We start from the raw sequence: 12,998 nt of genomic DNA on the forward strand, positions 1-12,998 counted from the left end.
CGAATTTTGTTTACCAGAAAATTCGTAGAATTTTCTGGGCCCTGCCGTTTATGCGAGCACAGCACCCGGGTTCATGATGCCGGCCGGGTCGAGTGCGGTCTTGATCGCGCGCATAGCCGCCAGTTTCGCCGGATCGCCATAGCGCTGCAAGTCTCCGGTCTTGAACCGTCCGATCCCATGTTCGGCGCTGACAGAACCGCCGAAGTCATGCACCAAGTCATGCACCAGCCGTTTCAACTCGGTCGCCTGAACTGCATAGTCGGACCTGTCCCGCCCTTTTGGCGGGAACAGATTGTAGTGCAGATTGCCATCCCCCAGATGACCAAAGCAGTTGATCCGGAACGGTCCCATCGCCGAAACCGCCTCCTGCCCACGCTGGATGAACGCGGGTAGCTCCGACAGTGGCAGCGACACGTCATGGCTGGAAATCGAGCCGATCCGGCGATTGGCCTCGGGGATATGTTCGCGCAGGCTCCAGAGCGCGCCGCGCTGCGCCTCGCTTTGCGCCACGACGCCATCAATGACCAGTTCCGCCTCGACCGCCGCTTCGAACAGCGCCTCAAGCGCCGTGACCGCGTCCAGACCGCCCGACAGGCCCAGCTCCACCAGAACGCTCCATTCCGGTACCGGGTCCAGCGGCTGGCGCAGATGCGGCAGGGTTTCCGCCAGAAAATCGAAACTCTGGCGGTGGATCAGTTCAAAGGCGCTGACACCCTCGCCAACCTGCCCGCGCGCCAGCGCCAGCAGATCGAGCGCGGCCTGCGGATCGCGGACGGTCAGCAGGGCGGTCCCCTGCGAGCCGGGCTGTGGGAACAGCTTCAGCGCGGCGGCGGTGATGATGCCCAACGTGCCCTCGGATCCGATCAGCAGGTTACGCAGATCATAGCCGGTATTGTCCTTTCGCAGACGCGTCAGCCCGCTCCAGATCTCGCCATTGGGCAGCACCGCCTCCAGCCCCAGACACAGGTCGCGGGCATTGCCATAGCGCAGCACCCCGACCCCACCGGCATTGGTGGCCAGGTTGCCACCGATCCGGCAGGACCCTTCCGAGGCCAGCGAGAGCGGGAACAGGCGACCCGCATCACCAGCCGCAGACTGGACATCGGCCAGGATGCAGCCCGCTTCGGCCACAACCACATTCTCTTGCGGATAGATCCCGCGAATCCGGTTCATCCGTTCCAGAGAGATCAGCAGCGGGGCCGGCCCCTCGGGCATCACCTGCCCGCCCACCAGGCCGGTCCCGCCGCCGTAGGGCAGAACCGGAACGCGTTTGGTTCCCGCCGCACGGATCAGTCTCGCCACCTCCTCGGTCGAGCGTGGCAAGGCCAGCACCCCGGCCTGCCCGGTCCAGCGCCCGCGCGGCTCGCTCAGATAGCGCGGCTCGACCGGGCGCAACACTTCGGCGGGCAGCAGGCTGCGCAGATGATTGGCAAAGCTCTCGTCGGCGGGGTGCAGGGTCATGCCCTTTTCATGCCCACGGCGGGCGCATGCGGCAAGCCCTAATCGAGATCGACGAGGTAGCGCTGTTCAAGCACCACCACCGTGGGCCGGTCGGGCAGCGTGCGCAGCGATATGTCGATCTCGGACACGCCATCGCGACGAATGTCGAAATCGTTTCGAACGCCTGCAAGAAACCGGTCCAGCGAATGTCCCGAGAACCAATGCATCGGGATGATGACCGAGCTTTTCAGCCGCCGCAGCACCGCGATCATCTCGGGCAGCGGCATGGTGGTGCCGCCATCGACGGCAGCCATCACCACATCGAGCCGGCCAAGGGCGGCGAACTGGGCGTCGTCGGGAACGTGGTGCAGGTGCCCCAGATGCCCGATGCACATCCCCTCGACCTCGAACACGAAGATCGAATTGCCGCGTTCCTCGACCCCTCCATAGACCGACCGGATATCGGTCGAGACATTCCGGATCAGCATTTCGCCCAGATCGAGATGGTGTTCGATCCCTTTGCCAAACGGGCCCCAGCCTTGCAGAACATGCGGGATCGCCGGGTCCGGGAACTGCGTCCAGTGGGTCTCGTGCGCGTGGTTCATGGTCACGACATCGGGGATCAGATCGGCGCTGCCGATGAAGCCGGTGAAATCGGTCACCGCGTTCAGCCCGCCGGGCGTCTGGATCAGGAACGAGGCATGCGCGATATAGCTGATCCGTACCGAATAGTCCGGCACCGGATCCTGCCAGCCCGCCTTGTGCAGATACGCGATCCCCGGCGCGGCATCGGCAATGGCAATGCAATGGCTTGGCCGACGCTCTTGCGCCGACGCGCTCCCCGCAAGGACAGTCAATGCCAAAAGAAGCCGCCACATGACACCAATTGTAGCGCAAGCTGGCCGCAAGTCACGTATCGGTTCCTGAACCGCGCGACGTTCAGTTCGGGGTCCGGGTGACCCCCGATGACACCGCCAAGCGGCTGTCTAGCCTACATCCGTCTTGCCGCGCCGGTCCGAGCGCAGGCAGGCATAGAGCACATGGGTACGCCAGCGCCCGTTGATCTGAAGATAGGATTGCGCCACGCCTTCGTATTTGAAGCCCGAGCTTTCCAGCAACCCGCGCGAGGCCATGTTCTCGGGCAGGCAGGCGGCTTCGAGCCGACTGAGATCAAGCTGGGCAAAGGCATGATGCACCACCGCGCCAATCGCCTCGCGCATGTATCCCTGCCGGGCATGGTTTTGGCCGGTCCAATATCCCAGCGTTCCCGCCTGGGCGGGGCCGCGACGGATATTGTCGAGCGTGATCGCCCCCACCAGCACATCGTCGCTGCGCCGGAACAGGAACAGCGGCACCGCCGAGCCGCTGGCGACCGAACGCTGCGCCCAATAGACACGGTTGGTGAAACTCTTGCGGCTAAGATGATCGTGCGCCCAGCTGGGCTCCCACGGGACCAGATAGTCGCGCGAGGCCCGCCGCAGCGCCGCCCAGTCGGCATAGTCGGAATGCGCAGGCAGGCGCAGGCTGAGCCGTTCGGTTTCGAGTTTCAGCTTGCGGCGGCCCAGCAGCATCAGGCAGCGCGCCTCTCTTGCAGCTCCGCCAGGTTGGGTGCGGCCGAGACCGGGCCATAAAGCGCCAGCGCCGCCGGGGCCTCGACCGCCATCTGTTCGGCAAAGGCGCGCACATCGGCGGTGGTGACCGCGTCGATCCGGGCCACGGTATCCTCGAGCGAGGGCACCTTGCCCCAGATCTGCACCAGCCGCGCCAACCGCTCGGCCCGGTTCGACGGGCTTTCCAGCCCCATCAGCATCCCGGCCTTCATCTGGGCACGGGCGCGGGCCACCTCGGCCTCGCTCATGTCTTCGGCGGCGCGCTTCATCTCGTCGATGGTGATGCCCGCCAGTTCAGCCACCTGGCCCGCACTGGTCCCGGCATAGATGGTGGTGGTGCCGGTATCGGCATAGGCACCGGTTTGGGCGAAGATCGTGTAGCACAGGCCGCGCACTTCGCGCACTTCCTGGAACAGGCGCGAGGACATGCCGCCCCCCAGCGCCGAGGAATAGATCTGAGCGGTATAGATGGCATCGTCGCGATAGCCCGGCCCCTCGAGCGCCAGCGCGAAATGGGCCTGCTCCAAGGCCTTCTCACGCCGCGCCTCGCCGCCGGTAAACAGCGCGGGCACCGCCAGCGCGCCCTTGCGCGGGGTGAGATGGCCGAACATCTCTTCGGCCAGCCGGACCAGCAGATCGTGATCGACGGCGCCGGTGGCCGACAGAATCATCTGCTCGGGCCCGTAATTGTCGGCCACAAATGCGGAAAGATCGGCGCGGGAAAAGGCGCTGACCCGCTCGACCGGCCCCAGGATGGTGCGGCCCAAAGGCTGGTCGCGATAGCTTTCTTCCTGCAACCAGTCAAAGATCACGTCGTCGGGCGTGTCATGCGCCTGGCCGATTTCTTGCAGGATCACGCCGCGCTCGACCTCGATCTCGCGCGGGTCGAAGACCGGGTTGAGGACGATATCGCCGATCACGTCGAGCGCCAGCGCCACATCCTCTTTCAGAACGCGGGCATAATAGGCGGTCACCTCGCGCGAGGTGTAGGCGTTGATATATCCGCCCACATCCTCGATCGCCTCGGCGATCTGCAGGGCCGAGCGGCGCTCGGTCCCCTTGAACGCCATATGCTCCAGGAAATGGGCGATACCGTTCTGGTCGATCCGTTCGTGCCGCCCGCCTGCGGTCACCCAGATGCCGATTGCGGCCGATTGCAGGCCCGGCATGTTCTCGCTGACGATGCGAAAGCCGTTGGCCAGTTGGTCCTGTCTTACTGTCACGCAGGGATATGCCTTCTGATATGATCCTGGAGGGCGGCCAGATCGTTGGCGATCCGGGTCACCCGTTCCGGACGTTCATATAGATCCGACATGCGCGGGGGAAGGGGCGGAAACACGCCGCTGGCCTGTTCCACCGCGGCGGGGAATTTCGCCGGATGCGCGGTGGCCAGGGTGATCATCGGCGCCTCATCGGCCCTGCGGGCCTCTTCGGCGACCTTCACCCCCACCGCCGAATGCGGGCACAACAGCTCGCCGCTGGCGGCCAGCGTCGCCTTGATGGTGGCCAGCGTCTCCTCTTCCGAGGCGCGGCCCGAGGTGAAACTGTCGCGCAGGGCCTGCATCGCCCCCTGGCTGACATGGAACCCGCCCTGTTGCAGCTCGTCCATCAGCTGCGACACCGCCGCGCCGTCCTGGCCATAGGCGTAATAAAGCGCGCGTTCGAAGTTGGAGCTGACCTGGATATCCATCGACGGGCTGATCGAGGGGATGGTTTCCCCTTTGAAATAGCCCTCGCCCGACAGGCAGCGGTGCAGGATGTCGTTCTGGTTGGTGGCCACCACCAGCTGCTCGATCGGCAGCCCCATACGCTTGGCGATATAGCCCGCAAAGATGTCGCCGAAATTGCCCGTGGGCACGGTGAAGCTGACCTTGCGATGCGGCGCGCCCAGGCTGGTGGCCGCCGAGAAATAATAGACCACCTGCGCCAGCACGCGCGCAAAATTGATCGAGTTGACGCCAGCCAGCCGCACCCCGTCACGGAAGGCGAAGTCGTTGAACATGTCCTTGACCCGCGCCTGGCAGTCGTCGAAATCGCCATCCACCGCCAGCGCGTGCACGTTGCTGTCGGCGGGCGTGGTCATCTGGCGTCGCTGCACTTCGCTGACCCGGCCATGCGGGAACAGGATGAAGACATTGACCGCATCCAGCCCGCGGAACGCCTCGATCGCGGCCGAGCCGGTATCGCCCGAGGTGGCGCCGACGATGGTCACCGTCTCGCCGCGCCGCGCAAGCGCCGCCTGAAACAGCTGGCCGATCAGCTGCATCGCGAAATCCTTGAAGGCCAGCGTCGGCCCGTGGAACAGCTCCAGCAGGAAGTGGTTCTCGTTGAGCTGTTTCAGCGGCGCCCGGGCGGCATGGCCAAAGCCTTGGTAAGCGCGGGCGATGATGCCCCTGAACTCGTCCTCGCCAAAGGAGCCGCTTACATAGGGCCACATCACGCGAAAGGCGATCTCTTCATAGGGCAGGCCCGCCAGCGCGGCGATCTCGTCCTGGCCCATCACCGGGATCTCGGCGGGCAGGTAAAGGCCACCGTCGCGGGCCAGACCGGTCAGCATCGCCTCTTCGAAGGTAAGCTCGGGCGCCTGCCCGCGGGTCGAGATGTATTTCATCGCTGTCAGCCTTTCTTGCGGGCGCGGCCGCGCCACAAAAACAGGGAGGTCATCGCGGCCCAGACCAGGGCCAGACCAAACCAGGTGATTGCATATTGCAGGTGGGTATTGGGAATACCGGCGCTGTCGACAGGCAGCGGCGTGATACCGGGGCCGGTCGGCGCGCGGGCGATCAGCAGCACCGGTTCGGTGCCCAGTCGAGCCGCCATCGCAGGCACGTCACGGGCGAACCAGATATTGCCGTTGAGATCGGGCGACGGGGTATAGCCGTCAATCTCGTCGGGCCAGTGCAGGTTGCCCTCGACCCGCATCGGCCCGGTCTCGCGGCTGTCCTGTTTGGCGGTCGTAGGGATGAAGCCACGATCGACCAGGATACGCCGTCCCTCGTCGGTGACGAAAGGGGCGATGACGCGGTAGCCCGGCCCCACCATCTTGACCGAGACCAGAACGTGCAGTTCCTCGCCCTCTATCTCGCCACTGACCGCAACCGGCAGATAGCGGTCACGCTCGGGATCGGGGTGTTCGGGCAGCGCCTGCGGCGCGTCGGCAATGCGGCTGTCGATATCTGCCAGCAGCGCCTCTTTCCAGCTGAGCCGGCGCAACTGCCAGCTGCCCAGCGCGATCAGCACGGCAAGGCCCGCGAGGCCGATGAAGAGGAGGAATAGAACGCGGCGCATGGCGGCTCCGAACGGGGATCACAAGGCCCGGCGCGGGCCGGTGCCTTGGTATGGCGAGACGGGCGGGCTTTGCAACCGGACAATTGTATCGGGTGCAATTCTGGCCACGGGCCCCCGGCACCGGAATGAAAAAGCCGCCCCTTGGGGCGGCTTTGTCTGTCTTTCAGGCAGAAGGCCCGGGCCGATCAGAGCAGCGGCCACTGGCCCCAGATGTAGACGGCAAAGAAGAGGAACAGCCAGACCACATCGACGAAGTGCCAGTACCAGGCGGCGGCCTCGAAACCGATATGCTTCTCCGGGGTGAAGTCGCCCTTGAGCGCGCGCAGCAGGCACACCGCCAGGAAGATGGTGCCGATGATCACGTGCATGCCGTGGAAACCGGTTGCCATGAAGAAGTTCGAGTAGAATTGATCGCCGCCAAAGGTCCAGTCTTCGTGCAGCAGCAGCTCGGCATATTCATAGGCTTGCAGCAAGGTAAAGATCATGCCCAGGAAGATGCCGATCGACAGGCCCTGGATCAGCGCCTTGCGGTCGTTGTTATGCACCAGCGCATGGTGCGCCCAGGTCACGGCGCAGCCCGACAGCAGCAGAACCAGCGTGTTGATCAGCGGCAGGTGGAACGGATCGACCGCATGAATGCTCGGCGCCACATACTCGGTGCCCACATATTCCTGCATCGGGTACATGCGATGTTTGAAGAAGGACCAGAACCAAGCAAAGAAGAACATCACCTCGGAGGTGATGAACAGGATCATGCCATAGCGCAGGCCGATGCGGACAACGGGTGTGTGATCGCCGACGCGGCTCTCGGCCACGACCTCGGCCCACCAGGCGTACATGACATAGAGCACGGCGATGAAGCCGGCCCAGAACATGTAGGGGGTGATCCCGTGCATCCAGAGAACGGCGCCGAACAACATGACAAAGCCACCGATCGAGCCGATCAGCGGCCAGATCGACGGGGCCAGAATGTGATAATCGTGGTTCTTAGCGTGTGCCATAAGTGTCCCTCACCTTGCGGCGTTAGTTCGTGTTCGTTTTTTCACCTGCGTCGAGGGCGGCATAGCCCTCGGGCAGGTCGATTTCGTAGAATGTATACGACAGCGTGATCGTATGCACATATTTCGCGTCCCGGTCGTTAACGATCTCGGGGTCGACGAAGAAGGTAACCGGCATCTGCACCCGCTCGCCGGGTTGCAGGACCTGCTCTTCAAAGCAGAAACAGGCGATCTTGTCGAAGTAGCCGCCCGCCGAATAGGGCGCCACGTTATACGAGGCCTGCCCCGCCACCGGACGGTCGGTGGGGTTATAGGCCTCATAAAAGGCCAGCCCGGTCTCGCCGATGCGCAGTTCCATCTCGGTCTGCACCGGGCGGAATTCCCAAGGCATGCCACGCTCTTTCGAGGCGTCGAAGCGGACCTTTATGGTCTTGTCCAGAATGGTGTCCGATCCGGCCTCGGCCACGCCGGTGGCGCCGCCAAAGCCGGTGACCCGGCAGAACCAGTCATAGAACGGGACCGAGGCCCAGGCGAGGCCGCCCATCACCACGACCACGCTGACCAGTTGAACAACGGTTTTCTGAGGTCCGTTCAAAGCCATCAGCCTTGCCCTCCGACGCTGGCCTGGGGCGGTTCGAAATCGCCACGGGTCACCTTGACCACGGTCAGGCCGAAAACGATGAAGATAAAGGCCGCCAGGGTCAGCGCAACACCCAGGTTGCGACCGAAGCGGCGTTGATGCAGCTCATGTGTGCGGTTCAGGCTCATCCCCAGCCTCCCAGCCCATAGGGGCGCAGCAGCGCTTCGGCCAGGATGGCACCGAAATGCAGGAACAGATAGAGCAGCGACAATTTGAAGAACCCACGCTCGGTCTTGAAGTTGTCGGCCTCGCTGTCGGCCTCGTCCCGGCGCCAGATACGGATGGCCCCCAGCAGGAACAACGCGTTCAGCACCAGTGCGACGGCCAGATAGATCGGTCCGCCGATATTCGAGAATGCGGTGCCCAGCGCCAGCAGCGCCAGCAGGATCGTGTAGATCAGGATATGAACGCGGGTGGCGCGGCGGCCATGGGTCACGGTCAGCATCGGAACGCCTGCGTCGTCGTAGTCCGAGCGCATGAACAGCGCCAACGCCCAGAAATGCGGCGGCGTCCACATGAAGGTCAGCGCGAACATCAGCCAGGGTTCCACCGACATGTCGCCCGTGGCCGCGATCCAGCCGATCACCGGCGGGAAGGCCCCCGCCGCGCCGCCGATCACGATGTTCTGCGGCGTCGTCCGCTTCAGCCACATCGTATAGACGACCACATAGAAGAAGATGGTGAAGGCTAGAAACGCGCCCGCGAGCACATTGGTGGCCAGCGCCAGCATCATTACCGACAGGCCCGACAGGCCAAGGCCCAGCGCCAGCGCCTCGCCCGGCTCGACCTTGCCGGCGGGGATCGGGCGCTTTTTCGTGCGCTTCATCACCTGGTCGATATCGGCATCCCACCACATGTTCAGCGCGCCCGAAGCGCCGCCGCCGATGGCGATGAACAGGATGGCGCAAAACCCGATGAAAGGATGGACCGACACCGGTGCGGCCACCAGGCCGACCAGCGCGGTAAACACCACAAGCGACATCACCCGCGGTTTCAGCAGGGCGAAATAGTCGCCAAAACCGGCCTCGTCCGGGCGGTGCGCGGCCCGGGCAGTGCTGGCGTTGAAGCTTGCGTCGCTCATGCGGTGGTCCCTTGGGGCAAAAGCCGCGCGACATGCGCGCAGCCCGGGTCAGTCACGGTTGGCGGGGTCGGCCCCCGCCTGCGAGGTTCAGTTCGAGGCGACCTGATAGCTGGTCGGCAGACCGGCATATTCTTCCTTGGCGCTGGCCAGCCACTTGGCATATTCCGCCTCGCTGACCACCTTGACGGTGATCGGCATATAGGCGTGGTCCTTGCCGCAAAGCTCGGAGCACTGGCCGAAATAGATGCCTTCCTTTTCGGCCTTGAACCACAGCTGCGCCAGACGGCCCGGCACCGCGTCCTGCTTCACGCCAAAGGCGGGGATGGTCCAGGAATGGATCACGTCGGCCCCGGTCACGTTCATCACCACGACCTTGCCGACGGGCACGACAACGGCGGTATCGGTGGCCAACAGGTATTCATCCTGGCTATAGCCATGCTCTTCCAACGCGTCGCGGCCCAGCATGAAGCTTTCAAAGCCGAAGCCCTCGTCGGTATAGTCATAGCCCCAGTACCACTGGTAGCCGGTCACCTTGATGTTGATTTCGCCCTCGGGGATTTCCTGCTGGTCGAACAGCTCTTTCAGCGAGTAGGAGCCGATGAACAGCAGAATCACGATCGGCCCGACGGTCCAGAGGATTTCTACCGGCGTGTAATGCGAGAATTTCGCCGGGGTCGGATTGGCGCGGCTGTTGAACCGCACGATGCACCAGACCAGCAGCGCCGCGACCAGCAGGCAGATGGCGGTGATGATGACCAGAATCATGCCATCCAGCCATTGCAGGTCGCGCGCCAGTTCGGTTGCGGCGGGCTGAAAGCCCATCCCGCCGTCGACCGGTTTGCCGATGATCTCCAGCTCCTGCGCCGCCGCGGGCAGGCTCGAAAGTGCGGCGAGAAGCGCCGAAAGCGTCAAAGCGTTCTTCATGTTCTGTCCTGATCGTTTGATCTTGCGTCCCTGACCGGGGGGTCCGTGAATCGAAACACACCCCGCCCGTTGTCTTTGGTCGCGTTAAAAATCATATTCCCGGAGGCAGATAAAGCAAAATGCTTGCGTCAAACAGACGCTATTTTTGATCTGGATCAAACAACGAGGCCGCAAATCATGGCGCAAGACCCTTTTCGACCCTTTGAAACAGCCCTTCCGCAGGACGAGGCGCTGGCCGTTCTGCGGGCGGCCACCGACGGGGCCGAGGATGGCGAACTGTTCGTCGAGCGCCGCAAATCAGAAGCGCTGAGCTTTGACGACGGTCGGCTGCGCTCGGCCTCGTATGATGCATCCGAAGGGTTCGGCCTGCGCGCCGTCAAGGGCGAGGTGGCGGGATATGCCCATTCCACCGATGTCTCGATTCCCTCTTTGCGGCGCGCGGCCGAGACCGCGCGCCTGGCGGTGGGCGATGGCGGCGGCACCCTGGCCGGCGCCCCGGCCCGCACCAATCGCAAGCTATATACCGAGGACGATCCTATCGACTCGGCCGCATTCCCGGTCAAGGTCGAGACCCTGCGCGAGATCGACGCCTTTGCCCGCGATCTCGATTCGCGGGTGGTCCAGGTCTCGGCCTCGATCATGGCCTCGCTGCAAGAGGTCGAGATCCTGCGCCCTGACGGGGTGCATCTGCGAGATGTGCGGCCCATGACGCGGGTCAACGTCTCGGTCATCGTCGAGCGCGACGGACGGCGCGAGAGCGGCAGCGCCGGTGGCGGTGGCCGGGTCGGACTGGACGGGCTGATCGCCCCCGAGGCCTGGCAGGCGCAGGCGCGCGAGGCGCTGCGTATCGCGCTGGTGAACCTCGATGCCGAACCGGCGCCTGCCGGGGTGATGGAGGTGGCGCTTGGCCCCGGCTGGCCCGGCATCCTGCTGCACGAGGCGATCGGGCACGGGCTGGAGGGTGATTTCAACCGCAAGGGCACCTCGGCCTTTGCCGGGCTGATGGGGCAGCAGGTGGCCGCGCGCGGGGTCACCGTGGTCGATGACGGCACCCTGCCCGACCGGCGCGGCTCGATCACCGTCGATGACGAGGGCACGCCCTCGCGCCGGACGGTGCTGATCGAGGACGGCATCCTGACCGGATACATGCAGGATCGCCAGAACGCCCGCCTTATGGGAGTTGAGCCAACCGGTAACGGACGGCGCCAGAGCTATGCCCATAAACCGATGCCGCGCATGACCAATACGGTGATGCTGGGCGGCAATGCCGACCCCGCCGATCTGGTGGCCGAGATCAAGGACGGCATCTGGGCGGTGGGATTCGGCGGCGGTCAGGTCGACATCACCAATGGCAAGTTCGTGTTCTCGTGCACCGAGGCGTACCGGGTGCGCAACGGCCGCATCGGCGCGCCGGTCAAGGGGGCCACGCTGATCGGCGACGGGCCTTCGGCGTTGCAACGCATCCGGGGGCTGGGCAATGACATGGCGCTCGATCCCGGCATGGGCACCTGCGGCAAGGACGGCCAATGGGTACCGGTGGGCGTGGGCCAGCCCACGGTGCTGATGGATGGGCTGACAGTGGGCGGCTCGGCCGCGTGACCCGGGACGGCGGCAAGGTAAACGTTTTTGCCGCCGATTCTCCCTTACGGCTTGAGGCTGCGCATAAACTCGCTCTTGAGATACCGATTTAAAATTCGCAATTTCAGATAGTTACCTCGTTCCCACTACCTGGTTCGCAAAAAACTGCGAAGAATTTAGTTTGATTCACCGCCTGTTAACGAGCCGGGCTGTAAACCTGTTTCTGCAAACAGGCGGAGCGACGGATGACCGAGGAACAGTTTTCTTCCTATCACCCCCCACTCCCACCCACCACGGAAGAGGACCGGTTTTCCTGGCTCCGCCTTTTGCGCTCGCGCAGAGTTGGCCCGACAACGTTCCGCCGACTGATGCACGAGCATGGCACGGCGCAGAACGCGCTGGCCGCGCTGCCTGAAGTGGCACGTGCCGCCGGGGTCGAGGGCTATGAAATATGCCCGCCCGGTGTTGTCGAAGCAGAGCTCAAGGCCGCAAAAGCCGCGAAAGCGCGGCTTTTGTGCCTGGGCGATGCCGACTACCCCTCTCATCTGGCCGGGATCTCGGATGCGCCGCCGCTCTTGTGGCTGCTCGGCGACCCGGCCCTGTTGCGCCGCCCGATGATCGCGCTGGTGGGCGCGCGCAATGCCTCGTCGCTGGGCACCCGCATGGCGCGGGCTTTGGCGCAGGATCTGGGCACCGCCGGTTTTGTCGTGGTCTCGGGGCTGGCGCGCGGCATCGACACCGCCGCGCATCTTGCGGCGCTGCCCAGCGGCACCATCGCGGTCATGGCGGGTGGCGTCGACACTGTCTATCCCGCCGAGAACACCCATCTGGCCGCCGACATCGCGCAGCACGGGTTGCGCCTGTCGGAACAGCCGATGCGCCTGACCCCGCAGGCGCGCCATTTCCCGCGCCGCAACCGCATCATCTCGGGCCTGGCCCAGGCAGTGGTGGTGGTCGAGGCCGCCGCCAAATCCGGCAGCCTGATCACCGCGCGCGACGCGCTGGACCAGGGGCGCGAGGTGCTGGCGGTGCCCGGTCACCCGTTCGACGCCCGCGCCGCCGGCTGCAACATGCTGATCCGCGACGGCGCCCATTTGGTGCGCAATGCCGAGGATGTGATCACTGCCCTGCCTGCCCTGACAGCGCCGCAACCGCAACCCGACCTGTGCGACCTGATGCAACAGCCGGCACCGCCCGCCAAACGCAGCCTGCGCGAAACCGTGGCGCTGCACAGCCTGATCCTCGACCGGCTCGGGCCATCGCCAGTGGCCGAGGATCAGCTGATCCGCGATCTGGCCGCCAGCCCGGGCGAGGTCGCCCCGGTGTTGGTCGATCTTGAGCTGGAAGGGCGGATCAACCGTCAGGCCGGCGGGCTGCTGTCGCGCGTCAACTGACCCCGTCCCGCCCGCACCCAAGACTGCGACGGGCCGGTCCCACCT

At 64.7% G+C, this 12,998-nt stretch carries 13 protein-coding genes; 2 read left to right on the forward strand and 11 right to left on the reverse strand.

The genetic code is table 11. The features are described from left to right. Positions 1-48: 48 nt before the first annotated feature. The 11 genes from SPO_RS15540 to coxB form a co-directional block, all read right to left on the reverse strand. On the reverse strand, positions 49-1,461 hold the full coding sequence (locus tag SPO_RS15540; RefSeq protein WP_011048760.1) for an FAD-binding oxidoreductase: 1,413 nt from the start codon (positions 1,459-1,461) through the stop codon (positions 49-51). Positions 1,462-1,499: 38 nt separating this feature from the next. Next, positions 1,500-2,318 (reverse strand): MBL fold metallo-hydrolase, encoded by an 819-nt coding sequence (locus SPO_RS15545; RefSeq protein WP_044028650.1) that lies wholly within the window; start codon positions 2,316-2,318, stop codon positions 1,500-1,502. A gap of 108 nt (positions 2,319-2,426) precedes the next feature. Continuing rightward, positions 2,427-3,011: a GNAT family N-acetyltransferase gene (locus SPO_RS15550; RefSeq protein WP_011048762.1), complete on the reverse strand. Its 585-nt coding sequence runs from the start codon at positions 3,009-3,011 to the stop codon at positions 2,427-2,429. Next, positions 3,011-4,273, reverse strand: a complete 1,263-nt coding sequence (locus SPO_RS15555; protein WP_011048763.1) for a M16 family metallopeptidase — start codon at positions 4,271-4,273, stop codon at positions 3,011-3,013. The genes SPO_RS15550 and SPO_RS15555 overlap by 1 nt, the downstream gene beginning before the upstream one ends. Continuing rightward, entirely contained in the window at positions 4,270-5,661 is a 1,392-nt protein-coding gene (gene thrC / locus SPO_RS15560) for a threonine synthase (RefSeq protein WP_011048764.1), read from the reverse strand. The genes SPO_RS15555 and thrC overlap by 4 nt, the downstream gene beginning before the upstream one ends. A gap of 5 nt (positions 5,662-5,666) precedes the next feature. Next, on the reverse strand, positions 5,667-6,338 hold the full coding sequence (locus SPO_RS15565; RefSeq protein WP_011048765.1) for an SURF1 family protein: 672 nt from the start codon (positions 6,336-6,338) through the stop codon (positions 5,667-5,669). 185 nt (positions 6,339-6,523) lie between these two features. Then, complete coding sequence (locus tag SPO_RS15570; RefSeq protein WP_011048766.1) at positions 6,524-7,339, reverse strand: cytochrome c oxidase subunit 3; 816 nt, start codon at positions 7,337-7,339, stop codon at positions 6,524-6,526. Between the two features lie 22 nt (positions 7,340-7,361). Then, a complete protein-coding gene (locus SPO_RS15575; protein ID WP_011048767.1) occupies positions 7,362-7,937 on the reverse strand; it encodes a cytochrome c oxidase assembly protein in 576 nt (191 codons plus the stop codon). Further along, positions 7,937-8,104 carry a hypothetical protein gene (locus tag SPO_RS23225; RefSeq protein ID WP_193385767.1) on the reverse strand — a complete coding sequence of 56 codons (168 nt, stop codon included), beginning with the start codon at positions 8,102-8,104 and terminating at the stop codon, positions 7,937-7,939. Before SPO_RS23225 ends, SPO_RS15575 begins: the two co-directional genes overlap by 1 nt. Further along, on the reverse strand, positions 8,101-9,057 hold the full coding sequence (gene cyoE, locus SPO_RS15580) for a heme o synthase (protein WP_011048768.1): 957 nt from the start codon (positions 9,055-9,057) through the stop codon (positions 8,101-8,103). Before cyoE ends, SPO_RS23225 begins: the two co-directional genes overlap by 4 nt. Positions 9,058-9,144: 87 nt before the next feature. Further along, positions 9,145-9,981, reverse strand: coding sequence for a cytochrome c oxidase subunit II (gene coxB / locus SPO_RS15585; protein ID WP_011048769.1), 837 nt, complete (start codon positions 9,979-9,981; stop codon positions 9,145-9,147). 177 nt (positions 9,982-10,158) lie between these two features. Between coxB and tldD the strand changes: the two genes are divergently transcribed. Then, positions 10,159-11,580: a metalloprotease TldD gene (tldD, locus tag SPO_RS15590; RefSeq protein WP_011048770.1), complete on the forward strand. Its 1,422-nt coding sequence runs from the start codon at positions 10,159-10,161 to the stop codon at positions 11,578-11,580. 224 nt (positions 11,581-11,804) lie between these two features. Then, positions 11,805-12,953 carry a DNA-processing protein DprA gene (gene dprA / locus SPO_RS15595; RefSeq protein WP_011048771.1) on the forward strand — a complete coding sequence of 383 codons (1,149 nt, stop codon included), beginning with the start codon at positions 11,805-11,807 and terminating at the stop codon, positions 12,951-12,953. Positions 12,954-12,998: the final 45 nt, after the last annotated feature.

This window comes from Ruegeria pomeroyi DSS-3, from assembly GCF_000011965.2.
In the GTDB taxonomy this organism is placed as follows: Bacteria; Pseudomonadota; Alphaproteobacteria; order Rhodobacterales; family Rhodobacteraceae; genus Ruegeria_B; species Ruegeria_B pomeroyi.